Genomic DNA, 20,887 nt, shown 5'->3' on the forward strand with positions numbered 1-20,887 from the left:
GCCGGCCGCGTGCCGGTTTTGTTTTTTCGAGACCGACATGAAGCACCTCGCCGCCACCATTGCGCTCGGCCCGTTTTTTTTCTTGCAGGGTCATTACGTCCGTCACGTCACGCCTGTCCTGCCGGAGCCGCCGGGCGCGCGCGATGGCACGCACGGCCATGGCCCGCCGCTGCGTCTGCTGATTGTTGGCGATTCCGCTGCCGCCGGTGTCGGCGCGGCATCGCAGGACGAAGGACTGTGCGGTCAGCTTGTTGCCTCGCTTGCGCCGCATTTCAGGGTTTCATGGAAGCTGATCGCCAAAACAGGGGCAACAACGAACGATACCCTGCGCCTCCTCGGCAGTGCAGCGCCTGAATCCTATGACGTGGTTGTAAGCTCGCTCGGAGTCAATGATCTGACCTCCGGCTACCCGCGCTGTGCATGGCTAAGGCAGCAGGCGGATCTGATTCGCTTGCTGCAAGGCAAGTTCGACGCGCGACTGATGCTGCTTTCCGGCCTGCCGCCGATGCACCTTTTTCCCGCGCTTCCGCAGCCCTTGCGCTGGTACATGGGCGAAGGCGCCAGGCACTTTAACCGGGGCTTGCACCGGCTGGTGCTGGCGAACGATAACTGCCACGTCTTTTCGGTCGAGGTGTCGCGCAGGATGGATGAACTCCAGGCGGAGAGCTTTGCCACGGACGGTTTTCATCCCGGGCCGGTCTTCTACACGGCTTGGGCGGAGCATCTGGCCGAGCAGATCGTCAAGCGCTGGCGTGCGGATGCACTGTAAGGAACGAAATCAATTCATTCTGAATTATCATGAACTGCTTTGTAATCTCACCAGTGGCTGAAAAAATCCCACATCGTGGCCCTGGGCCAGGCTTCGCGCTCCTTCCGGCGTAAGCCGGAACCGGGTTTTGGAGCACCGACTGGGTCCCGGCTTGCGCCGGGACGACGGTTTCGGGAATTGACCGATGCATTCGTGCTATTGACCTGCCGTGAGCGGCAAGAAAGTCGCGACTTGCTTGCAGCATAAGATAAAATGGCGCCCCATGAAGCCTCATCTCCCTGTTTCCCACATTGTAAGCTACCTGCAAATCAAGGCCTTGGCCGCATGATAGGCGTTTTCGACAGCGGTCTGGGAGGGCTCTCGGTACTCGCGGCCATCGCCCAGGCCTTGCCGTGCGCCGACCTCGTTTACCTCGCCGACACGGCGCACGTTCCCTGGGGCGACAAGGACGATAGCTTCATCCGTCAGCGCGTTCTCAAGATAGGGCACCACCTTGTAGATCAGGGCTGCACGGTGATCGTTGTCGCCTGCAATACGGCCACCGCCACCGCCGTCGCCGCGCTGCGCGAAACGCTGCCCGACATTCCCGTGGTCGGCGTCGAGCCCGGCATCAAGCCGGCCGCAGCGGCCTCGAAAAGCGGCCGCATCGCGGTGCTGACCACCACGGCAACCGCACGCAGCGAGCGGCTCTCCCGCCTCATCCGGCAGCACGCCGGAACGGTTCAGGTCGACATCCTGCCCTGCCCCGGCTGGGCCACCCGGGTCGAAACCCTGCACCTCGATGACTCCGGCTTTGCCGAGACCGCCCGCCTCCATCTGGCCCCGACCCTTGCTGCGGGCGCCGACCAGATCGTCCTCGGCTGCACGCACTACGCCTTTCTGGCGCCGGTACTTGCAGCCATCGTTGCCGGTCAGGCCACGCTGCTCGATGTCGCCGACGCCGTTGCCCGCCAGTGTGTTCGTCTGGCCGGGGCTTGCGCTTTCGGCCATGGCCAGTTGACCCTGCTCGCCACCGCGCAACCCGAGCGCCTGCAAGTCGCGCTTCCCGCACTCGGTCTGCACCGGCTGGCCACACGGCTGGCAGCCTCGGCGCGCCTGACGACGGCCTGAGTGCATTCATGCCGAACAGGAAACGTGTAGCCATTATCGGCGGCGGGCCGGCCGGTCTGATGGCGGCCGAAGCGATCAGCCTTGCAGGCGCGGCGGCCAATATTCACGTCGATCTCTTCGAAGCCATGCCATCGCTTGCCCGCAAGTTCCTGCTGGCCGGCAAGGGCGGCATGAACATCACGCATTCCGAGCCAAACGCCGCATTCCGGTCCCGTTACGGCACACGACAGGATCGCATCGCACCGCTACTTGATCGCTTCGGGCCGGAAGCCTTGTGCGAATGGATACATGGGCTGGGCATCGACACCTTTGTCGGGTCGTCCGGACGGGTCTTTCCCACCGGCATGAAAGCCGCACCGCTGCTACGCACCTGGCTGCACCGCTTGCGTGCGGACGGCGTGCACATTCACGTCCGCCATCGTTGGTGCGCCATCGAGCGGCAGGCCGACGGCATTTACTCGCTGTGCTTTGATACCCCGAAGGGCGAACAGCGCTGCACAGCCGACGTCGTCGTTCTGGCGCTTGGCGGCGGCAGTTGGGCAAAGCTCGGTTCGGACGGGCGCTGGGTGGCCCTGCTCGAACAATCCGGCGTTCCGGTTGCCCCGCTACGCCCGTCCAACTGCGGATTCGACGCAGGCTGGAGCAAGCATCTGCGCGAACGCTTTGCCGGCCAGCCGGTGAAACCGGTCGCGGCGTCCTTTACCGATGCCGCAGGCGGGGTGCATCGGCAGCCGGGCGAATTCATGATCACCGAGTACGGCGTCGAAGGCGGCCTGATCTACGCCCTTTCGGCGCCGCTGCGCGACAGCATTGAGCAGACCGGCAGCGCCACGCTTACACTCGACCTGCTGCCCGGCCACACGCTCCAGCGCGTGACCGACGAAGTGGTGCGCCCACGCGGCTCGCGTTCGCTATCCAGCCATCTGCAAAGCCGCCTCGGCCTGAAGGGCGTCAAGACGGCTCTGCTGAACGAATGCATTGCGCGTGAGGATTTTTCCGATGCGCACAGGCTGGCTGTCTTCATCAAGGCGCTGCCGCTGCGCCTGATCGCGCCGCGCCCGCTGGACGAAGCGATCAGCAGCGCCGGTGGAGTCGTGTTTGAAGCGCTCGATGAACACCTGATGATCCGCCATCTGCCCGGTGTCTTCTGCGCCGGTGAAATGCTCGACTGGGAAGCGCCGACCGGCGGCTACCTGCTCACCGCCTGTTTTGCCAGCGGCCATGCGGCCGGGCTGGGTGCCCTGGCCTGGCTGCAATCCATGCAGCGCACATGCCAGCCTTCTGCAATAATTTAGGGAGCCGCCGATCAAGTGTCAAAACGTCATTCCGTCAAAAGCCGGAATCCCGAAAATTCAAGGCACTGGACACCGGCTTTCGCCGGTGTGACGGCGTATTCAGCGTTTCCTTAGCCGCCAACCCGAGACCATCCCGAATGAATAAACCCGCCAACCCCACCGTCCACGAGTATGCGGCCTGGATTCTGGCCGTATTGAGCATCTTCTTTGTCCTCCAGTTTCGCTTGCTGCCGGCGCTGATTGCCGGCTTGCTGGTTTATGAGCTGGTGCGAGCGCTTGTTCCGCTCTTTGCCCGTCATCTGTCGACCGGCCGCGCCAAGGGCCTGGCGGTCGGCCTCGTCGTGCTGCTGGTCGTCGGTCTCGTTACGGCCGCTGTCTTCGGCATCATGGGCTTCATGAAAAGCGAAGGCGGCAGCCTTCCGGCGCTGCTCGCCAAGATGGCCGATATTCTGGAAAGTTCGCGCGCGACGCTGCCGCAGTGGCTGGCCCATTTCCTGCCGAGCAGTACCGAGGGCATCAGCGAAAAGCTCGGCCAATGGCTGCGCGAACACGCGGTCGAGCTGCAACAGATCGGCAAGGAAACCGGCCACAAGCTGGCGCACGTGCTGATCGGCATGGTGATCGGCGCCATGGTTTCGCTACGCGAAGCCTTCGCCAATGACAGCACCGCTCCGCTGAGCAGGGCGCTGGCCGAACGCGTTTTCCGGCTGGGCGAGGCCTTTCGCCGCATCGTCTTTGCCCAGGTCCGCATCTCGGCGATCAATACCGTGTTTTCCGCCTTCTATCTGGCTCTCGTGCTGCCGCTGTTCGGGGTCAATCTGCCGCTCACCAAGACGATGATCGTCGTCACCTTCATCGCCGGCCTGTTGCCGGTGATCGGCAACCTGATCTCCAATACGATCATCTTCGTCGTCAGTCTGGCGCACTCGCCGCTGGTGGCGGTATCGTCGCTCGGCTACCTCGTCGTCATTCACAAGCTGGAATACTTCCTCAACGCGCGCATCGTCGGCGCGCAGATCAGCGCCAGGGCTTGGGAACTGCTCACCGCCATGCTGGTCATGGAAAGCGCCTTCGGCCTCGCCGGACTGGTGGCCGCGCCCATATGCTACGCTTGGCTGAAAGACGAACTCAAACAACGCGGGCTGATCTGATGCAAATCTGGGTCGATGCCGATGCCTGCCCAAAGGTCATCAAGGAGATACTTTTCCGTGCGGCAACACGCACAAAAATTTCGCTGACGCTGGTTGCCAACCAGACACTGCACGTGCCGCCCTCGCCTTTCATACGCAGCGTGCAGGTGCCGGACGGTTTCGATGTGGCCGACAACGAGATCGTCAAGCGGCTGAGCGCCGGCGATCTGGTGATCACCAGCGACCTGCCGCTTGCCGCCGAAGTCATCGAGAAAGGCGGCCACGTCCTCAGCCACCGCGGCGAATGGTTTTCGGCCGCTAACATCCGGCCATTGCTCAACATGCGCGACTTCATGGACAACCTGCGCGCCAGCGGCGTGCAAACCGGCGGACCGCCGCCGATGAGCCAGAGCGAACGGCAAGCCTTTGCCGGTCATCTGGATCGTTTCCTGGCCAGCCACACCTGAGCGCTTGAATTGGGCGTCATTTGCCCCTTTGCCGGATCGTTCTTGGCAACACAGAGGCTGTGAATCAATGGAAAACACCTTCCAAACCGTGGCCCGAGGCCAGGCTTCGCGCTCATTCCGGCGCAAGCCGGAATCCAGTAGCCTAAACAGGAGATACATCACTTTCGGAGTTGGAGGTGTCACTATTTTTGGATGCCACTAAGGCTTTTTTGGCCTTTTGAGCCAGTTTCGTCCTGCGTCGCATCGCTTCAGCTTCGATCAGTTGTTCAAGAGAGCGAACCTCCGTCGGCGCCGAACGATTGAAGCGTTTGAAATAGCATCCGACGATGAACTCATGAAGCGGCACTTTCCACGGCTCCTGCTTTTGATTCGCAAGTGAGCCCATTTTCTTGGGGTTCATTCCCAGTTCGCGGGCCATCTGGATGTGCGCGTGACTCAGTTTGAATCGCCGCCTGGCCTCGATCCAAGGTTGGAGTTTCAGAAGGGTGTTTTTCATCCTGACGCGCTCAACTCAAGGAAGGTGCATCGATGGCTGGATAACTGCGTAAATGTTTCCATTCCGAGCTCCGCGCCCACTGGAACTACAAGTCAACATCATAATCCTGGGTGTATCCCGCCTCGCGGAAGTAGCGGATAATTTCAAGGCTTGAAACCCCCAATGCCTCCGACCACTGTGTTGATAACTCGACTGGGTTGGTGGTGGCCAGATGGCTCCGCTTGGAAATGTTGTTCATCACGTCATCAACCTGAGTCACAGGCAATGCATGCCGTACGCAAAAGGCCTTGCGCGCAGGCTGCCAACGCTCCGGGGCAGGAAACGAAGCTTTCCATCCGATTTCGCTTACCGGCTGCAATGCGGTTTCGCGGATCGGGCTGTGTATCCTGAATTGGCTTGGGATGATGTCGCCGCGCACGGCAAGAGCTTCCCGGTTTTTCAACCATTCAGCTTCCTGGGCTTTCCGCTTGTCCTCGGTTTGTTCCCAGGCAATCCGCGATTCCTCCAGCCGCTTTTCAAGGCGAGCGCGCAAGGCCGCCTCAACGTCAGTCATCCTTGGATGGTAAATCCATCGCCGATTCCCGGCTTGCCTGAAAACAGCCTCTTCGACTAAGTCACGCGATGCCTGCCGGGTTTTGAAAATTCCAAGGTCAATCTCGAACGAGGCCAGCCCCGTATCGATGAGGCGCTGCCGCTTTTCGGGCATCAGCCGGTGGAAAACCGTGACTTCAACCAGAATCCGCCTACCCTTCCGGCTTCCACTGATGTCTGGTGTGATTTCGTCGAGCCGTTGGCCAACTTTGCAATCATCGAGACGGACAAACCTGCTTTCGAAGACCACTTCCTGTTCGATCAGGTTTTCACCGCTGGCACCTCGGGCGGAAACAACGACCTCCAAGGCCGGAAGCAAGAGTTCCTTGCGCTCGCGAATGAGCTGTTTCGCCAATTCGTGCACCGAGATTTCATAAGCGCCGGCACACGCTTCGGCTTTCGTATGCGCGAAATGCCAGACTTTCTCAGTCCCCTGCCTGGCCTGGACCGGGTTTTCACAGCCTGGGCAAATGCACTTGCATGCGAGGCCCCGCGGAACTTCCTCCGGGGTCACGAGCAAGCCATCGGAAAGTCGTTTAGCGAATGGAAGCAGCAAGGCAACTGTCATTGTCAGATGTCGAACTTTGAACTGATGATGAACGGCTATGCTGAACGATCAAACCCTATGCCCCCGGCAGTTGGATACAAGTCTGCGGGTATATCACGCATTCCATTTTTCATGGCCGCCCCAATAATGTTTTTCTACAGCCTCGACGTGGTTGAATTCACCGGCCTGTGCGGCTTTTCGCGCAGCTCCGGTGAAATGATGGGTTGGAACTGGTTGGCCGATGCGCACGGGTTTTATGACTTCGATTATTTGCACCATTGCTTCTCGCAGGGAATGCCATCGTTGTTTCCATCCATCTTGACCCCCGGGCAATATTGCAAGAAGAAAGTCGCTTCTTGGCAGGATGTCATTTGGGAACAGTATGTTCGGCCGTCGCACTTGAACAGCTGTGAAGGAATTGTTTCTGCAGTGGGACTACGCGGACGTGAGTATTCGGCCAAGCCCTGGGCGCTAGCCAAAGCGAGGTGTTGGCCTTGATATTTTGCGTAGCCCTGCCAGCCGACAGCGACAAGGATTGCGATGAGAATGAGCTTTTTCATAGATCGGGTGCCCCGAAAGTTCTAACGTTTGACGTGAGGGGCGGCAACCGATTGGAGCGAACCCAGCTTGCTGGGCGTCCCCTCGACGGAATTGTTAGACCGAGGCATCGCGAAACGCACGCAGAACACTGTTGATGCGTGTTTGATAACCGGAGCCTTGTGCTTTGAACCACTCCAGAACATCTTGATCGAGGCGCAGTGAGATAGATGCCTTGGGTGGCAGGGGCTGAAGCCCGCGCCGAACGATCCCGCGCACGATGTGTCGGACATCTGCCTCTGGATGATCTTCGGACGCTATGGGATTGACCTTCTTTGACTCAAGACGAGCCCAATCAGTTTTTGATTTCATCGAAGTAGATTTGCGTTTCGCGGCGGGTTGCTTTGCGGAAAGAGATGACGTGGATTTCATGTTCGTTCTCCGTGTGCACAATTGAGACAGGGATACCAGCAAGGAGCCCTAGCGTTACGAAGCGTTGCTCTCCGTAGGGAAAGCGATCATCTTCAAATGTGAACGTGGAACCTTCGAAGACTTTCGGGGCGTCAACGAAATCTAGCCCGTGGCTCTTCAAGTTCAGGTTACGTTTTGCTTCACGCCAAGTGAACTCCATGGACTAAGTGTATATACACAACGTAGCTGCGTCAAGAGTGAGTGTCTAAGCGAGGCAAGGGACGCGAAGCCGGCTTGCTGGTGGAGCGTCCCCCTTGACCGAAATGTAGCAACGCCGCTCACTTACAAGGGCTTGGAGAGAGCAGCGCAACTTGCGTCGTACCCACTTTTCGATTTCGCGCTGAGGACTCAGCACTTCGGCAATGCCAAAGTACGCTTTAGTTCCGGCCGCTACGCTTATCCCTCGTTGCGCTCGCGTTAGCGGCGGACACAACGACTCGCCCGGAGGTGGCATTAAAGCCTCTCCCTTCCGGAAAAGCCTCAATCCGGTCTAGGTCCCAAATACATATTTTCCAGGTAGCCCGAAACCGGCTAAGGGACCGGGCTCGTTCAACAAACGGTTCAGATCGTGGCTTCTCACGATCTAACCTTGTTCGTTAGGTTGCGAATTAAGGGAATACCGCCTAAGATGTGTATGCACACAAGAAAGGATACACATCATGCGCACCAATATTGTTATTGACGACAAACTGATGAACGAGACGCTCCGCCTGACTGGCCTCAAAACCAAACGTGAAGCGGTGGAACTTGGCCTCCAGACCTTGTTGCGCTTACGCCAGCAAGAAGAAATTCGGGGCTTCCGTGGGAAGCTGGACTGGCAAGGCAATCTGGAACAGATGAGGACTGACAGGTGATTTTGGTTGATTCGAGTGTATGGATTGACTATTTTCGGGGCACGCAGACTCCACAAACGGAGAAACTTGATGGCTTGCTGAGCAGTGAGCCGGTTGCTGTGGGCGACCTCATTCTCACTGAAGTGCTTCAGGGATTTGGAAGCGAGCGCGATTTCAACGAAGCCAGGAGGTTGCTGACATCTTTGCTGATAGTTGAGCTTGGCGGTCAGGACGTTGCTATTCAAACTGCCAGGAATTTCCGCATCTTGCGAGGGCAAGGAATCACCATACGCAAAACCATCTATACCATCATTGCCACGCGCTGCATCGAAAGCGGTTTCATCTTGCTCTACAGCGACCGGGATTTTGATCCGTTTGTGCAGCACCTTGGCCTCCGTTCCGCCTTGCTCGAAACCTGACGTAGAAGTCACCGGCGCTGCGCGGGGCTTTGTCGCGTAGCGACCGTGTGGACTGCCGGGTTAGCCACATGAGAGCTCAACTGCAACGCCAAAATGATCCGATAGACGAGGATCAGGCTTTCCCGATTTCGGCCAGCGAATGGTTTTTCCGACCCGAATTCCAGACGATTCAGAAGTACAGATGTGGTCGATACAGGCATGACGCTGCGTTGGCTCCCAATCGATCGGATCGTTCGCTTCGGCTGTCCTGGCAATCACGCCAGCAGCCGAGAGCCCTGATTTGAGTAGTTCGCGCTGTTTTTTCGAGCCATAGTAGTGATACGGTGCGAGGTCTTGGTTGAAGTCGCCGGCAATAACGCGCAGTGCATTCGGAAATGCAGCACGAATGTCTTGCCAGTCGCTAACGTATGCGCCAAGTGCTGCCTCAAACGCTGCCCCGTCAGCCGATTCGATGCCGCGCCACTTGCTTCCGCCCCAAGGTAAGACCGTTGCATAGACCACTATCTCACCAATAACTGGGTGCGATATGTGCGCGGCACTGCACCTGGCTGCATCTGAAACAAACGAGGGCAAATGTTTGATCGGGTGACGCGACCAGATGCCTGCCCAGTGCTCCCCCGGCTTCGATTCCCTATCAGGTTCGCCACTCATCACAGAACTGAAGCCGTCACCCGGTCCGACAAGTTCATGGGTTTCCGTAAGAATCCAGATGTCGGCGTCGATAGCCGCGAAATGGTCGTGAATGGCCGAGACACGGCTTTGCAAGGGTAGAACGCGTTCCAGGTTCCAGTTGGCGATCTTCATCATGACATCTCCAATTTGTGGCTAACGTGTTCGAAGTAAGCGGCACCCCCGCCGGCCCGCTGCGGGTATGACCGTCGCGCCCAAGACCGTTGAGCTGAGCGAAAAGGACAATTCGCGACGGGCATGCAGCGGGACAAGTGGGGCATAGCCGCTCACACAGTGAGCGGTGTCCGCTTGACCGAGTCGTTCTACGACGTGGGTGGCGGCTCGTTCAGGCAAGCTTTGGTTAGAGGCAACGGCCGAAAAAATGCAGAGGTTCAATCGCTTGTTCTCCGAAGCGCTGTTGGCGTGTCTGCATCAACACCTGCGGTGTTATGCGATCACGCAAATTGCGCTTCGCAATTTAGCATATTTTCCGGGCTGTATGAAACAGGCATGTTTGAGTGATAATGAAATGTTCCGCCTGCCTCAGAGCGGTGTAGCCACCCATGTTGAAGAACGCAGAAATCACCGGCGGCTGAAAGCCGTCCGCGTGGATTGACGGGTTATGGGTTGCCAACGAAGCGGAGAAAGAAAATGGAAATCGAAATGACAAAGCTGGTTCCGGTAAATGTGAAAACGGTGAAATTGCACATGAAAGTATGTGACCGTTTCGAGTGCGCCGTGTATGACCAAGACAACAAGCAGTTGAAGGATTACGAGGGCTACGTGCCTGATTTTATGCCCGGGCAACATTACGGCGACTATGTGATCCTCGATATTGATGTCGATACCGGACATATCACGAACTGGAAAACGCCAAGCGCCGAGCAGATGCAAGAGTTCATCAATGCAGACGCATAACGTAGAGCTAACCGGCGCTGCGCGGCTTTATCGCGTAGCGTCCAGCGACCGAAGGGAGCGAGGTTGAGCGCCATGTTAGACCTGTCATTCCGCGCGATGACAAACCGCCTCTATGCGGTTGCCAAACGGGTCGTAGAGGAAGGCGCCGAAGTAGTTGGCGTGATAGTGCGGACGAAGGCCGGGCGCGCCATTGTCTTTGCCACCATTAGCTAGACCAGCAGAATAGAAGGCAGCAACTTGCGCTCGGGTAGTTGCTTTGAAGCACCAGTGGCGCTTTTCGTCGAAATTGACGTCAGCTGACTCATAGACCGCCAAGCAGGAATGAAAGTCTTCAATGTCGTTACATCGCACGCCGTACCCAAGTGCGCCAGGACGGTCATAGACTTTTGCGACACCAAGCGCGGCCATCACTGCGTCGTAAAACGGACGAGCATTCTCGGTGCTTGGAACAGAAATGGAAACGTGGTCGAGTACGAGCATAGAAAGGTCTAACGTGATGTAGACGACACTTCGTCGAGTAAACAGATTATTGGACTGACCAATAATCTGGAAAACTGGCGTAATGCACTGTTTATCAATGCGGTCTTACGCTGCGCTGAGTATGTCATGTCGTATATCCTGTTTTCAGTCTTCACTTCTTCTGATTATTCAGAACTGATATATCGGGTTCCAACTCGCCTGCGGTGAAAGTGCAAAATAATACCAAAAGCATTCATCCGGGCTCGGAACGGCTGCTTGATGGCGCAGTCGCCTACCGACAATGCATGGCCGGTGGCGGATGTACGCCTCTAACGCATGCGCTTGTGATATCCGGCCCACCGGTACAAATGCAATTTGATGGAAAAGGCCAGGTTCGTTACCGGATACACGCCGATCCGGGCGAAGCCGTGGGTCGAGAAACCGGAATCGACGAAACGCTTCCCCAACCCGCGTGGTGAAGGCGTGGTGTAGGCTTCCCGACCGGGATTGAAGTCCGCCCGCTGTATCGGCTGAATGATATTCCGCCATCCGTAACAGTCGCAGGTTTTCTCGAACGGTGTGTTGGCTGTTCAAAAATCGAACGAAATTTGCAAACGCTTGTAGATTTCAGGTCAATCACCCCGTCCTACACCCTGTGGCCGCCAACTCTTGCCTCTCAACCCTGCAAAGGAGATTGCCATGAACAGGCCTCAAGCGATCCCGCCCGACATGCATTCGATCACCCCGCACCTGGTCTGCCGAGGCGCCGCCGATGCAATTGCCTTTTATGCCAGGGCCTTTGGCGCCGTCGAACTGGTACGCCTGCCCGTTCCCGATGGGCGGCTGATGCACGCCATGATCAAAATCGGAGATTCGCCGCTGATGCTGGTCGATGAATTCCCCGAGCAGGGATGCCTGGCTCCGCAGGCACTGAAAGGCTCGCCGGTGACCATCCATCTTTATGTCGCGGATGTTGACGCCACGGTTGCCCGTGCCGTCGAAGCTGGCGCGCACATTACGATGCCGGTCGCCGACATGTTCTGGGGCGTTCGTTATGGCCGGCTGGAAGATCCCTTTGGCCATCAATGGTCGGTCGCCACGCACATGCGCGATGTCAGCCCGCAAGAAATCGCCGCATCGCTCGGCAAAGCCTGCCCGGAAAGCTGAGACAAACATGGCTTGTCGGCAATTGATTACAAGCGCGTGGCCAGCGTGCAACGCTTGCAACTGAAGAAGCCCGTCACCTCCAAGACGGGTTGCTGGCCTTAGGCAACGATTTACCGAATCGCGGCCTGCTCAGGTCGGAGAGCCCCCAAGCAGCGATGACCACGCCATTCAAAACAGGAGAAAGTGATGCCTGCCTTTGCAAAAACACCACGGCGACAGTCATTCCATGCCTGCGCTACCGCAACGCACCGGCAGCCATTGACTGGCTTTGCTCCACTTTTGGCTTCGTCAGACAGGCCGTCCATGCCAACGATGACGGAAGCATAGCCCATGCTCAACTGACCTTCGGCAACGGAATGATCATGCTCGGCTCGGTTTCCGGAAAGGAGACCGCGTGGGGACGCCTGATCAAACAACCCGATGAGCTGGCTGGTGCCGAAACGCAAAGCGCCTATCTGATTGTCTCTGACGCCGACGCCATCTACGCCAAGGCGAAAGCCGCAGGAGCCGAGATACTGCTGGATATCAAGGATGAGGATTTTGGTGGACGCGGCTTCACCTGTCGCGATCTTGAAGGCCATATCTGGAACTTCGGCACCTATGACCCGTGGTGACGATCCCTACTGCCATCATGAGGTCGCTCGGTATATTTTTTCTGGAAACCAAATGTGACCAGACAAGCGATTTGGCAGCGCCTGCACCAAACCGGCATTGACATACCGCGCCGTAGCATCAAAATCCAAAACCAAACGCCATTGCCTTGTATCCCACCGTGGGACTATACTTGACACATGCGAATCATTGCCCTCGGTTACCTGCGACACTTCTGGGAAGAAAACCCAGGCGCCGAGCAACATCTGAAGGCATGGATAGATGAGGCTAAAAAGGCGGCGTGGACTCAGCCTGCCGAGATCAAGGAGCAATTCCGTAGCGCCAGCATCCTCAAGGGCCGCCGGGTGGTCTTCAACATCAAAGGCAACAACTATCGCCTGATAGTGGCTGTCGCCTACCGTTACCAGGCCGTCTACGTGAAATTTATCGGCACGCATGCTGTTTATGATGCAATAGACGCCGAAACCGTTGAAATGGAGCAATATCATGGAAATTCGCCCGATTCACACCGATGACGACTACAGAATAGCGCTGCGTGAGGTGTCGGCCTATTTTGATAGCGAGCCAGAACCCGGTACGCCAGACGGTGACCGATTCGAGGTGCTGCTAACCCTTGTGCAAGCCTACGAGACCAGGCACTATCCCATTGATCTTCCTGACCCGGTGGAGGCCATCAAATTCCGCATGGAACAGGCAGGGCTGTCCGCGAAAGACCTGGTTCCCGCTATCGGTCGGTTAAATCGCGTTTACGAAATTCTCAACCGCAAGCGCCCGCTGACACTCAACATGATCTGGAATCTGCATGAGAAATTTGGAATTCCTGCTGAAAGCCTGATCCGCCCCACCAAACCACCGCTTGCGGCTTGATGGTTGCGGCAGCTTGTCGCTGTGCCCGCACTGTGGGCGCTCCAACGAAACCGTCGCTCACGCCCGGAAAAAACTGTTCATCCGTGATCTCCCTTAGCGCCTCAAGAGCGCAGCGATCAACCTCGATGTGCCACGCTTGACCATTCAATAACTTCACACGAAAGACCACCATGACTTCCACACCAGAACTCACCTTCTTTCATTCTCCGAACACTCGATCCACCGGAACGCTGACACTGCTCAGGGAACTCGGTGCCGAATACCACCTGCATTTGCTCAACATGAAGCAAGGCGAGCAACGCAAACCCGACTATCTCGCGATAAACCCCATGGGCAAAGTTCCTGCCCTGAAGCATGGCGAGGCGATCATTACCGAGCAGGTCGCGATTTACATCTATCTCGCCGACCTCTTTCCGGAAGCGGGGCTGGCCCCGAAAATCGGCGATCCGCTGCGCGGACCATACCTGCGCTGGATGGCTTTTTACGGTTCCAGCTTCGAACCGGCAGTCGTCGATCGCGCGCAAAAGCGCGAGCCCGCACCGCAGGCGATGTCGCCCTATGGCGATTTCGACACGATGTTCAAGACGCTGACCGATCAACTGGCCAGGGGCCCTTACCTTCTGGGCGACAAATTCACCGCCCTCGATGTGTTATGGGGTACGGCACTGACGTGGATCACCCTGTACCAGTTGGTACCGGCAGAACCGGTGATCCAGGCGTATATCGACAGAGTGAATGCACGTCCCGCAGTGGCGTGGGCAAAAGCGAAAGATGCCGAACTCGCTGCCGCTCAGGGCTCTTGAGCCAGTATTCTTACTGGCCTTCAAGTCCACCAGAAGCGCGTCAGGTGAAAGAACACCGGCGCGGCAAAGGCCACCGAGTCGAGGCGGTCCAGCATGCCGCCGTGGCCGTCGATCATCTGCCCCCAGTCCTTGACGCCACGCTCGCGCTTGATCGCCGACATGACCAGGCCGCCACAGAAACCCATGCCGTTGATCGCCAGCGCCATCAGCGCGGCCTGCCACGGATCGAATGGCGTGATCCAGAACAGCGCGGCGCCGAGAGCGGTGGCGCTGGCCACGCCGCCGATCAGGCCTTCCCAGGTCTTCGACGGCGATAGCGCGGGGGCCACGCGGTGCCTGCCCAACAGCATTCCCCAGCAGTACTGCAGCACGTCGCTTGATTGCACTACAAGGACCAGGAAGACGATCAGCAGCAGGTTGCGGCCCTGGTAGCCGGCAATGTCGAGCGACAGCAAGGCGGGAACGTGCGAGATGCAGAACACGCACAGCACCAGGCCCCACTGCAGCGTCGCCACACGTTCAAGGAAGCAGCGGCTGTTGCCCGCGGCCAGCATGACGACCGGCAGGCACAGGAAAGCGAATACCGGGATGAAAATGGAATAGAAACCGTACCAGCCGAAGTACACCAGCACGTATTGCACCGGCAGCACGAGGACGAAGCACGCCGCCAGCGCGGCTTGGTCGCCAGCGCGCGTCGTGAGCGTGGTGAATTCACGCAAGGCAACGCAGGAAATGAAGGCGAACAGCAGCACGATGCCGATATCGCCAAACAGGAAGGCAATCCCGATCACCAGCACCATCGCCCACCACGCCTTGATGCGCGTGTTGAGGTTGTCGATCACGCCGTGCGATTGATTCCTGGCGACGGTGAGCTTCAGTGTCCAGCCGATCAGCGACGCGACGAGCAGCACGACGCCGATGCCGGCGAAGAGCCCGATGGTCTGAACATGAGGAGCCAGCGCCTGCATCGCCATTACTCCGCGCCCGGCATGGCGACGCCGGCTGGCAGGGCGGGAATTGTGCCGACGAGCTCGTGCAGCGCGCCGACATGGCCGTCGCCAAGCTCGACGCGGGAACGCGCCGCACGCACCGTGGAAAGTGCCGAGGCGACATCCGGCGAGCGCCGCGACGCCAGCAGCCATGCCGCCACCGCGCACGCGCTGCGCGAGCAGCCCAGCGCGCAGCACACCAGCACCGGCCCGCGGGCGCGCAGGCGCTCGATTGCCTGCGCGGCTTGCGCCAGTTCGGCGGCCGGCGGCGTTGTGAGGTCGAGCACGGGTAGTGAAACGTACATGCACTTGCCGGCATTCATCGCAAACTCCGCCGTCAGATCGAGCACGGCGGCGAACGGCGATGTGGCGAGTTCGCGCGCGCCAGGAATGCGCCCCAGGTACACGTCATCGCCTATTTGTACCGGCTGTGGCTCACGCCATGTCCAGGCGCGCGAGTTGATCCATGCGCCGGCGCGATAAGGCGCGAACAACCATTGCGCCGCCACAGAAAGGCGACCATCCGCACGCTTCTGGAACGCCGTCGCGCCGATCGCCGCATAGGCCAGCGCCACCAGCAGCAAGGACACGCTGCCCCACAGCAGCCACAGCGCCCAGCCTCCCGACGCGATGGCGATTGCTCCGAGCAGCAAGGCGCCTGCGGCATAGAACCCAGCCAGCCGCCAGCGCGCCGGATCGCGCGTCCATTGCCATTGTGCGGCGATCGAGCGTCCGTTGCCTTCGTCGGCAAAGGGCCACGCCCACAGGCACAGCGCGCCGAGCAGTAAACCTGTTGGAATATCGATGAAGTGATGCTGGTAAGTGGTCAGCACCGACCCGCAGATGAGCAGGAACCACAGTTCCATCGCCAGGCGCGCGAGGCCGGATAGCCGGCGCGCATACAACGCCCACAGAATTACCGCCAGCGCGATGTGCAGCGAGGGCAACTGGTTGAACGGCTGGTCGAAGCCGGCCAGCGCAGCGAACATGAGGCCCCATACGCCGTCGGCCGCGGGGTGCGCGAAGGCGAAGCGCAAGGGCACCAGAACGAAGCAGGTGACGGCAACCGCCTGCGCCGTCAGCAGGCGCTTCGCGTGCGTATCGAGTTCGTGCCGCGTCAGGCAGACGAACAGCGACAGGCCGTATAGCGCGTCGATCGACCAGTAGGGCAGGATCGTCCACGCCCAGAACGGAATCGCGTGCTCCCAATCGAAGACCAGCGAAGGCACGTCGGCACGTTGCGACGCCGACCAGTTGGCGAGGCCGTAGGTGATGAAGAAGAACGGCGCGAGGAACAGCAGCCACGCCGCCGCACGCCGCCATGGCCAGGCCTCGGTCGTCACGAGCGCAGGCATGGCGGTGCTCATCCGGCCACGCGCTGCGCCAGAGAGACGGTGAAGATGCCGGATTCGCCGATGCGCTGCGCCAGCTTGCGAAAGCCGGCCGCGGCCACCAGTTGGTCCATCTCTTCCTGCGTCCGGCGGCGCATCACCCAGGCTTCGCCGCGGCGATGGCTGGTCAGCGCGCGCGCGATCAGCTCCAGTTGCGGGTGCCAGATCTGGCCGGTATAGACGAGAAAGCCGCCGGGGGCGATGGCCTCGGCGAGGCCGCCCAGCGACTGGCGCAGCGGGGCGTTGTCCGGAGTCAGTTCGTACAGCCCCGAAACCACAGCGAGCGTCGGCCGAGGCCTGATCGCCGCCAGGCTGGCGCGCTCGAACGCGTCGCCGCTGGCAAAGCGCGCGATGTCGGCCAGCCCCTTGTCGTTGATCAGCGCTGTCCCGTGCTCGACATTGAGGGCGCTGTAGTCGCGCAGCAGGATAGTGTCGGGGCGCTCCTGCATCGCGGCCACCGCATCGAGGACGTAGCGCCCGTGGCCGGCGGCGATGTCGACGATATGCACCGGCGCGCCGGCCGCGCGCAGCCTGGCGCTGGCATCGCACAGCAGCGCCTCGACGTCGAGCTTGCGCTGCCGGATGCCGCGCCAGCCGATGGCGTCGAGAAAGGTGCGGTCGAGATGGCGCCCGAGCGGCGAGCGGCCACTGGCACGATTGCGGTAGACATAGTCGAGCGTGCTGCCCGAATCGAAGCCGGTGGCATGGCCCAGGCGCACGCCATCGGCCAGCAGGCCGCCGAAGCGCAGGCTGGCGCGCGTGGCGGACCAGTAAAGACCGCGCGGCGACAGCGCCGGCAGCGGTGCGGCAAGCGCGTCGGCTTCCTCACGCGTAAAGCCGTGCCGGTCAGCGTCGAGCAGGTTGCGCCGTACTCGCGGCGCGGCAAACACGCGGACGATGAACGCGCGCATTCGATCGACGGCGACGGCACGCTCGCGCTCGCCCAGCGTGTCGTGGAAAAAGCCGTGCAGCACGTGGCGCTCCTTCTCGACTGCACCGAGCCGCTCGAAGAACGCATGTTGCGGGCCGTGATGCACGACCCAGTCGGACCCCGAGATCAGCAGTTGCGTCGGCACGGTGATCGCCTGCGCATCGGCCACCACGCGATCGGCGGCCTCCTGCAGGCCGAGCAGCACATTGACCGAAATGGCCCTGGACAGCAGCGGGTCGGTCTCGTAGCTGGCGATGCGCGCCGGGTCGCGGGTGAGGAACTTCGCCTTGACGTAGCTGGTGACAAAGAAATTGCCGAAGACGCGGCGCAGCAGCCGCAGGCCGGGCAGTGCAAACGGAACGTAGAGCTTGACGCGAAACGCCGGCGAAGCCAGCACCATGCCGCGGATCGGCGGCGCGTAGTCATGCACCCACGTGGCGACGGTCACCGCGCCCACGCTTTGCGCGACGATGCCGATGTCCTCGGCCCGCATGCCGTGGTGCACGCCGATGTGCTCGACGAAGGTCTGCACGTCGCGCACCGAGGTGCCGAAGCTCGGCGAGTCGCCGCGCGCGCCCGGCGAGCGGCCGTGGCCGCGCGCATCCCAGGCAAAGAAGTCGAAGTCGGACAGCACCAGTTCGTCGACCAGGTGCGCCATCCGCGCCGAATGCTCGTGGCCGCGATGGAACAGCACGATCGCGCCGCGCGCGGGGCCGCGCAGCGCCGGCCAGTGGCGGTAGAAGAGGTCGACGCCGTCGTGCGTGGCAAAGCTGCGCTCGTGCACCGGGCGCAGTTGCGGGCCGGCTGTCATGTCGTTCATGTCACCTGCTTTCCTTGAGGCCGCCACGGACCCGGTTGATGATGGTGAGTGCAAGCAATGCGGCCAGCACGGGCATGACGAAAGCCGCCCAGGCCGGCAATGGCGATGCCAGGCCGACCCACAGGCCGAGCGCGCCGAACACCAACGCGCGGTCGCTCTTGCCCATCGGCCCCTCGTAGCGGCGCGAAGCGCCGACCATGGCCCCCAGGGCGCCGGCGTATTCGCCGATCACGGCCAGCACGATCACCGCACCGACCCATGCCGGGGCAAACGGCGCAATGTACGCGAAGGGCAGGAACAGCGCGCTGTCGGCGATGACGTCGCCAAGTTCGTTGAGATAGGCGCCGAGGCGCGACTGCTGTCCGAATTCGCGCGCCAGCATGCCGTCGATGGCGTTGAACGCCATCCGCCCGAACATCCAGAAGGGAATCAGCACGAAGGCGCGGGTATCGGGCAGCCGCCAGGCGACGCATGCGCCGATCACGAGCGAAACCACCGCAGCCGTCACCGTGACCTGGTTGGCGGTGATGCCCGCGCGCGCGATGATCCCGACCAGCGGGCGCAGCCAGGCCTGGAAACGCGGTTTCAGCGCGTAGAGCGTCAAGCGCGACTCTGCACGTGAGGGCGTAGACGGCGTCCACAGGCCATTCGCGTCATCGCCATGCTGACCCAGGCTCCGTTACGCTCTTTCGGCGGGCGGGTGCGAGCTTCGCCGGCGCCCGAGCCACCATCCGAGCGCGAAGCCGACCAGCAGGGCGGCGATCGAGGCGACGATGCCGTCGCGCACCAGCGTGCGCTGCACCTTGGCCAGCACCGGATTGTCGAGGTGGTTGGTCCCGAAATGGATCGCGCGCAGCCGCCACTTGCCGTCGTCACCCACCGCCATCACCGCGGTCCAGCGGGTGTCGAAGTCGAAGATGTCGCCGTCCTTCGCTTCGTAGTGCTCGAGCGCCTTGCCCCGCACCAGCCCGAAGCGCTTGTCGGGCGACAGCTCGGTCAGCTTGTCCGCATCGAGCGTCATCGTCATCCTGCGCATGTAGCCGGTGGGACCGAACCAGGTCTGGAAGTACTTCGACACGTCGGCGCGGCTCGACATCACTTCCTGCGTGATGCTGGTCGCTTCGACGTCCGGGGTGAGATACGGCAGCATCCTGTCGTACTGCCCGCTGTTGATCGCCGACTGGACCTCGCGCAGTACACCGCGCAGTTCTTCGTGGATCGCGTGGTCGGGCTCCTCGGCAAAGGCCCAGGATACGATGCAGAACAGGGCCGCCAGCCCCAATACAATGAACTTCTTCACGTCGATGTCTCCCCGATTCAGCACGGCTGGATCGAGCCCAGCCGCAGGATAGTGAAGCCAGATGGCCGTCGGGGAGTATGGCTGACGCCCGGTGGCTCAGTCAATTGCCGATTTCGGCCCGGCCTGCGGAACGGTTCGCGGAATAGCCGCCATTCGAAATGCGAAAGTGTTTTTTTGAGTGAACGGCAGCTTGGTGGCCAAAAACGGCCGGTGAGTGTAAATTGACTGCGGTCGTCTGACGGCCATCAGCGGATGTAGCCGCAGGGTTGGTAAGCCAGTATTGAGAGGCCGGTGTATCTCGATACCCGCCGGTGAAGAACAACAAAATCGCTCACAAGCCTTGTAACAAGGACATATACCTCCTATTCTTTGCTCCATGAAAACAAAAACAATTCCTGAAATTCTTGAAAGCCTGCGGAGCGGAAGTCATCAAGAATCGCGGTAACGGCGGACATTACCTGGTCAAACCCAACGGCCGGCAGACGACGGTGCCGGTGCACGGCGATACCGACTATGCCCCAGAGTTACTGGACGATATTTGCAAGCAGCTCAATACCCGTTTGAGGAGTAATAAAAAATGAACCTGTCTTATCCCGTCACCCTGAAATACTATCAAGATGGGCAAGTTGGCGTGTTTTTCGCCGATGTGCCGGGAGCGATCACCGCCGGCACGAACGAGGTCGAGGCGCTGGATCGCGCTCAAGATGCGCTGACCGTGGCGCTTTCCAGCTATCTTGACGATGGCCGGACGTTGCCTGACCCGAGCAAGGCCAAGCGCGGCCAGCCAGTGGTCGTATTGCCGCCACGTATCGCGCTCAAGCATATCAAAAGGTTAGACGAGATTCGCCCGCCTTCATGAAAAATCCGGGTTAGTGCGTCACGTACTCAAGCGCCTCTGGTCCGTGCCCTTGCTGATCGGCGGGAGCGCAGTCTCATACCAGTATTGGCCCACGGCTGTTGGGCTTGCCGCCCTGCTACTTTCGCTGCTCCTGTTTTTGCCGCTCGTCATCGTTTCGCTTAACGATGTTTGCCGCGCGAAGAATCTGCAATCACAGCCTGCCTTCTTGGAAACGAACCTTCCTCCGCCACGGCCGTTATTTGGCGGCCCCATAGCCGACACCCTCGACCGAATTGCTGGCTTCGTAGGAAGTCTTGAAGGTCTCGGCCTGCTCATTACTGTCATCGCCGGCATCGGGGTATTGGGTTACATCGGGGTGTCGTGGCTCATTCATTTCGTCAGCCACGCACACTATCTCGCCGCAAGTGCTGCCGGGCTTGTTGGGTTGCTTGCTATAG

The 20,887-nt window shown here is 60.1% G+C and carries 29 protein-coding genes; 15 read left to right on the forward strand and 14 right to left on the reverse strand.

The window, feature by feature from the left end; translation table 11 throughout:
- Positions 1 to 37 precede the first annotated feature (37 nt).
- The 5 genes from JNM42_RS07150 to JNM42_RS07170 all read left to right on the forward strand — a co-directional run bounded on the left by JNM42_RS07150 (position 38) and on the right by JNM42_RS07170 (position 4,771).
- Positions 38 to 769, forward strand: a complete 732-nt coding sequence (locus tag JNM42_RS07150) for an SGNH/GDSL hydrolase family protein (protein WP_294267994.1) — start codon at positions 38 to 40, stop codon at positions 767 to 769.
- 324 nt (positions 770 to 1,093) lie between these two features.
- On the forward strand, positions 1,094 to 1,879 hold the full coding sequence (gene murI / locus JNM42_RS07155) for a glutamate racemase (RefSeq protein ID WP_294267995.1): 786 nt from the start codon (positions 1,094 to 1,096) through the stop codon (positions 1,877 to 1,879).
- Positions 1,880 to 1,887: 8 nt separating this feature from the next.
- The gene (locus tag JNM42_RS07160) at positions 1,888 to 3,174 is read left to right on the forward strand and encodes a TIGR03862 family flavoprotein (protein WP_294267996.1); all 1,287 of its coding nucleotides are present in this window, start codon (positions 1,888 to 1,890) and stop codon (positions 3,172 to 3,174) included.
- Between the two features lie 137 nt (positions 3,175 to 3,311).
- Complete coding sequence (locus JNM42_RS07165) at positions 3,312 to 4,325, forward strand: hypothetical protein (RefSeq protein WP_294267997.1); 1,014 nt, start codon at positions 3,312 to 3,314, stop codon at positions 4,323 to 4,325.
- A complete protein-coding gene (locus JNM42_RS07170) occupies positions 4,325 to 4,771 on the forward strand; it encodes a YaiI/YqxD family protein (protein WP_294267998.1) in 447 nt (148 codons plus the stop codon). Before JNM42_RS07165 ends, JNM42_RS07170 begins: the two co-directional genes overlap by 1 nt.
- Positions 4,772 to 4,913: 142 nt before the next feature.
- Here the strand turns inward: JNM42_RS07170 and JNM42_RS07175 are convergent, their stop codons facing one another.
- The 6 genes from JNM42_RS07175 to JNM42_RS19445 all read right to left on the reverse strand — a co-directional run bounded on the left by JNM42_RS07175 (position 4,914) and on the right by JNM42_RS19445 (position 7,573).
- Positions 4,914 to 5,267 carry a hypothetical protein gene (locus JNM42_RS07175; protein ID WP_294267999.1) on the reverse strand — a complete coding sequence of 118 codons (354 nt, stop codon included), beginning with the start codon at positions 5,265 to 5,267 and terminating at the stop codon, positions 4,914 to 4,916.
- Between the two features lie 85 nt (positions 5,268 to 5,352).
- Positions 5,353 to 6,426 (reverse strand): competence protein CoiA family protein, encoded by a 1,074-nt coding sequence (locus tag JNM42_RS07180; protein ID WP_294268000.1) that lies wholly within the window; start codon positions 6,424 to 6,426, stop codon positions 5,353 to 5,355.
- A gap of 93 nt (positions 6,427 to 6,519) precedes the next feature.
- Positions 6,520 to 6,684, reverse strand: coding sequence for a hypothetical protein (locus JNM42_RS07185; protein ID WP_294268001.1), 165 nt, complete (start codon positions 6,682 to 6,684; stop codon positions 6,520 to 6,522).
- Positions 6,672 to 6,965: an excalibur calcium-binding domain-containing protein gene (locus JNM42_RS19440; RefSeq protein ID WP_366504418.1), complete on the reverse strand. Its 294-nt coding sequence runs from the start codon at positions 6,963 to 6,965 to the stop codon at positions 6,672 to 6,674. The genes JNM42_RS07185 and JNM42_RS19440 overlap by 13 nt, the downstream gene beginning before the upstream one ends.
- A 94-nt stretch (positions 6,966 to 7,059) precedes the next feature.
- On the reverse strand, positions 7,060 to 7,374 hold the full coding sequence (locus JNM42_RS07195) for a BrnA antitoxin family protein (RefSeq protein ID WP_294268002.1): 315 nt from the start codon (positions 7,372 to 7,374) through the stop codon (positions 7,060 to 7,062).
- Positions 7,298 to 7,573 carry a BrnT family toxin gene (locus JNM42_RS19445; RefSeq protein WP_366504419.1) on the reverse strand — a complete coding sequence of 92 codons (276 nt, stop codon included), beginning with the start codon at positions 7,571 to 7,573 and terminating at the stop codon, positions 7,298 to 7,300. The genes JNM42_RS07195 and JNM42_RS19445 overlap by 77 nt, the downstream gene beginning before the upstream one ends.
- A 499-nt stretch (positions 7,574 to 8,072) precedes the next feature.
- Here JNM42_RS19445 and JNM42_RS07200 point away from each other — a divergent pair, with 499 nt between their 5' ends.
- Entirely contained in the window at positions 8,073 to 8,267 is a 195-nt protein-coding gene (locus tag JNM42_RS07200) for a type II toxin-antitoxin system VapB family antitoxin (RefSeq protein ID WP_294268003.1), read from the forward strand.
- The gene (locus tag JNM42_RS07205) at positions 8,264 to 8,665 is read left to right on the forward strand and encodes a PIN domain nuclease (protein WP_294268004.1); all 402 of its coding nucleotides are present in this window, start codon (positions 8,264 to 8,266) and stop codon (positions 8,663 to 8,665) included. Before JNM42_RS07200 ends, JNM42_RS07205 begins: the two co-directional genes overlap by 4 nt.
- Before the next feature lie 60 nt (positions 8,666 to 8,725).
- Here JNM42_RS07205 and JNM42_RS07210 read toward each other — a convergent pair whose 3' ends face one another.
- Positions 8,726 to 9,472, reverse strand: coding sequence for an endonuclease/exonuclease/phosphatase family protein (locus JNM42_RS07210; protein ID WP_294268005.1), 747 nt, complete (start codon positions 9,470 to 9,472; stop codon positions 8,726 to 8,728).
- A 513-nt stretch (positions 9,473 to 9,985) separates the two neighbouring features.
- Here JNM42_RS07210 and JNM42_RS07215 point away from each other — a divergent pair.
- On the forward strand, positions 9,986 to 10,252 hold the full coding sequence (locus tag JNM42_RS07215; RefSeq protein WP_294268006.1) for a hypothetical protein: 267 nt from the start codon (positions 9,986 to 9,988) through the stop codon (positions 10,250 to 10,252).
- Between the two features lie 84 nt (positions 10,253 to 10,336).
- On the opposite strand, the gene JNM42_RS07220 is transcribed toward JNM42_RS07215, so the two are convergent.
- On the reverse strand, positions 10,337 to 10,732 hold the full coding sequence (locus tag JNM42_RS07220) for a VOC family protein (protein ID WP_294268007.1): 396 nt from the start codon (positions 10,730 to 10,732) through the stop codon (positions 10,337 to 10,339).
- 678 nt (positions 10,733 to 11,410) lie between these two features.
- Here JNM42_RS07220 and JNM42_RS07225 point away from each other — a divergent pair.
- The 5 genes from JNM42_RS07225 to JNM42_RS07245 all read left to right on the forward strand — a co-directional run bounded on the left by JNM42_RS07225 (position 11,411) and on the right by JNM42_RS07245 (position 14,160).
- The gene (locus JNM42_RS07225) at positions 11,411 to 11,878 is read left to right on the forward strand and encodes a VOC family protein (protein ID WP_294268008.1); all 468 of its coding nucleotides are present in this window, start codon (positions 11,411 to 11,413) and stop codon (positions 11,876 to 11,878) included.
- A gap of 155 nt (positions 11,879 to 12,033) precedes the next feature.
- Entirely contained in the window at positions 12,034 to 12,492 is a 459-nt protein-coding gene (locus tag JNM42_RS07230) for a VOC family protein (protein ID WP_294268009.1), read from the forward strand.
- A gap of 177 nt (positions 12,493 to 12,669) precedes the next feature.
- A complete protein-coding gene (locus tag JNM42_RS07235; RefSeq protein ID WP_294268010.1) occupies positions 12,670 to 13,005 on the forward strand; it encodes a type II toxin-antitoxin system HigB family toxin in 336 nt (111 codons plus the stop codon).
- Positions 12,977 to 13,357, forward strand: coding sequence for a transcriptional regulator (locus JNM42_RS07240; protein WP_294268011.1), 381 nt, complete (start codon positions 12,977 to 12,979; stop codon positions 13,355 to 13,357). Before JNM42_RS07235 ends, JNM42_RS07240 begins: the two co-directional genes overlap by 29 nt.
- 170 nt (positions 13,358 to 13,527) lie before the next feature.
- Positions 13,528 to 14,160: a glutathione S-transferase family protein gene (locus JNM42_RS07245; protein WP_294268012.1), complete on the forward strand. Its 633-nt coding sequence runs from the start codon at positions 13,528 to 13,530 to the stop codon at positions 14,158 to 14,160.
- A 20-nt stretch (positions 14,161 to 14,180) separates the two neighbouring features.
- On the opposite strand, the gene JNM42_RS07250 is transcribed toward JNM42_RS07245, so the two are convergent.
- The 5 genes from JNM42_RS07250 to JNM42_RS07270 form a co-directional block, all read right to left on the reverse strand.
- Positions 14,181 to 15,134: a phosphatidate cytidylyltransferase gene (locus JNM42_RS07250; RefSeq protein WP_294268013.1), complete on the reverse strand. Its 954-nt coding sequence runs from the start codon at positions 15,132 to 15,134 to the stop codon at positions 14,181 to 14,183.
- Positions 15,134 to 16,504, reverse strand: coding sequence for a phosphatase PAP2/dual specificity phosphatase family protein (locus tag JNM42_RS07255; RefSeq protein WP_294268014.1), 1,371 nt, complete (start codon positions 16,502 to 16,504; stop codon positions 15,134 to 15,136). The genes JNM42_RS07250 and JNM42_RS07255 overlap by 1 nt, the downstream gene beginning before the upstream one ends.
- Before the next feature lie 8 nt (positions 16,505 to 16,512).
- The gene (locus tag JNM42_RS07260; protein ID WP_294268015.1) at positions 16,513 to 18,291 is read right to left on the reverse strand and encodes a bifunctional alpha/beta hydrolase/class I SAM-dependent methyltransferase; all 1,779 of its coding nucleotides are present in this window, start codon (positions 18,289 to 18,291) and stop codon (positions 16,513 to 16,515) included.
- A 1-nt stretch (position 18,292) separates the two neighbouring features.
- A complete protein-coding gene (locus tag JNM42_RS07265) occupies positions 18,293 to 18,895 on the reverse strand; it encodes a CDP-alcohol phosphatidyltransferase family protein (RefSeq protein ID WP_294268016.1) in 603 nt (200 codons plus the stop codon).
- Positions 18,896 to 18,970: 75 nt separating this feature from the next.
- Positions 18,971 to 19,591: a DUF4440 domain-containing protein gene (locus JNM42_RS07270; protein ID WP_294268017.1), complete on the reverse strand. Its 621-nt coding sequence runs from the start codon at positions 19,589 to 19,591 to the stop codon at positions 18,971 to 18,973.
- A gap of 395 nt (positions 19,592 to 19,986) precedes the next feature.
- Here JNM42_RS07270 and JNM42_RS07275 point away from each other — a divergent pair, with 395 nt between their 5' ends.
- Positions 19,987 to 20,172: a type II toxin-antitoxin system HicA family toxin gene (locus JNM42_RS07275; protein ID WP_294268022.1), complete on the forward strand. Its 186-nt coding sequence runs from the start codon at positions 19,987 to 19,989 to the stop codon at positions 20,170 to 20,172.
- A complete protein-coding gene (locus JNM42_RS07280; protein WP_294268018.1) occupies positions 20,169 to 20,450 on the forward strand; it encodes a type II toxin-antitoxin system HicB family antitoxin in 282 nt (93 codons plus the stop codon). The genes JNM42_RS07275 and JNM42_RS07280 overlap by 4 nt, the downstream gene beginning before the upstream one ends.
- Before the next feature lie 235 nt (positions 20,451 to 20,685).
- On the opposite strand, the gene JNM42_RS07285 is transcribed toward JNM42_RS07280, so the two are convergent.
- The coding region (locus JNM42_RS07285) for a hypothetical protein (RefSeq protein WP_294268019.1) at positions 20,686 to 20,887 on the reverse strand (202 nt) is incomplete at its 5' end.

The organism is Propionivibrio sp., assembly GCF_016790145.1.
Classification (GTDB): Bacteria; Pseudomonadota; Gammaproteobacteria; order Burkholderiales; family Rhodocyclaceae; genus Propionivibrio.

Coding starts and splice junctions, on each gene's coding strand:
- JNM42_RS07150 (WP_294267994.1), top strand. CDS start 38: ATGAAGCACCTCGCCGCCACCATTGCGCTCGGCCCGTTTTTTTTCTTG.
- murI (WP_294267995.1), top strand. CDS start 1,094: ATGATAGGCGTTTTCGACAGCGGTCTGGGAGGGCTCTCGGTACTCGCG.
- JNM42_RS07160 (WP_294267996.1), top strand. CDS start 1,888: ATGCCGAACAGGAAACGTGTAGCCATTATCGGCGGCGGGCCGGCCGGT.
- JNM42_RS07165 (WP_294267997.1), top strand. CDS start 3,312: ATGAATAAACCCGCCAACCCCACCGTCCACGAGTATGCGGCCTGGATT.
- JNM42_RS07170 (WP_294267998.1), top strand. CDS start 4,325: ATGCAAATCTGGGTCGATGCCGATGCCTGCCCAAAGGTCATCAAGGAG.
- JNM42_RS07175 (WP_294267999.1), bottom strand. CDS start 5,267: ATGAAAAACACCCTTCTGAAACTCCAACCTTGGATCGAGGCCAGGCGG.
- JNM42_RS07180 (WP_294268000.1), bottom strand. CDS start 6,426: ATGACAGTTGCCTTGCTGCTTCCATTCGCTAAACGACTTTCCGATGGC.
- JNM42_RS07185 (WP_294268001.1), bottom strand. CDS start 6,684: ATGGTGCAAATAATCGAAGTCATAAAACCCGTGCGCATCGGCCAACCA.
- JNM42_RS19440 (WP_366504418.1), bottom strand. CDS start 6,965: ATGAAAAAGCTCATTCTCATCGCAATCCTTGTCGCTGTCGGCTGGCAG.
- JNM42_RS07195 (WP_294268002.1), bottom strand. CDS start 7,374: ATGAAATCCACGTCATCTCTTTCCGCAAAGCAACCCGCCGCGAAACGC.
- JNM42_RS19445 (WP_366504419.1), bottom strand. CDS start 7,573: ATGGAGTTCACTTGGCGTGAAGCAAAACGTAACCTGAACTTGAAGAGC.
- JNM42_RS07200 (WP_294268003.1), top strand. CDS start 8,073: ATGCGCACCAATATTGTTATTGACGACAAACTGATGAACGAGACGCTC.
- JNM42_RS07210 (WP_294268005.1), bottom strand. CDS start 9,472: ATGATGAAGATCGCCAACTGGAACCTGGAACGCGTTCTACCCTTGCAA.
- JNM42_RS07215 (WP_294268006.1), top strand. CDS start 9,986: ATGGAAATCGAAATGACAAAGCTGGTTCCGGTAAATGTGAAAACGGTG.
- JNM42_RS07220 (WP_294268007.1), bottom strand. CDS start 10,732: ATGCTCGTACTCGACCACGTTTCCATTTCTGTTCCAAGCACCGAGAAT.
- JNM42_RS07225 (WP_294268008.1), top strand. CDS start 11,411: ATGAACAGGCCTCAAGCGATCCCGCCCGACATGCATTCGATCACCCCG.
- JNM42_RS07230 (WP_294268009.1), top strand. CDS start 12,034: ATGACCACGCCATTCAAAACAGGAGAAAGTGATGCCTGCCTTTGCAAA.
- JNM42_RS07235 (WP_294268010.1), top strand. CDS start 12,670: ATGCGAATCATTGCCCTCGGTTACCTGCGACACTTCTGGGAAGAAAAC.
- JNM42_RS07240 (WP_294268011.1), top strand. CDS start 12,977: ATGGAAATTCGCCCGATTCACACCGATGACGACTACAGAATAGCGCTG.
- JNM42_RS07245 (WP_294268012.1), top strand. CDS start 13,528: ATGACTTCCACACCAGAACTCACCTTCTTTCATTCTCCGAACACTCGA.
- JNM42_RS07250 (WP_294268013.1), bottom strand. CDS start 15,134: ATGGCGATGCAGGCGCTGGCTCCTCATGTTCAGACCATCGGGCTCTTC.
- JNM42_RS07255 (WP_294268014.1), bottom strand. CDS start 16,504: ATGCCTGCGCTCGTGACGACCGAGGCCTGGCCATGGCGGCGTGCGGCG.
- JNM42_RS07260 (WP_294268015.1), bottom strand. CDS start 18,291: ATGAACGACATGACAGCCGGCCCGCAACTGCGCCCGGTGCACGAGCGC.
- JNM42_RS07280 (WP_294268018.1), top strand. CDS start 20,169: ATGAACCTGTCTTATCCCGTCACCCTGAAATACTATCAAGATGGGCAA.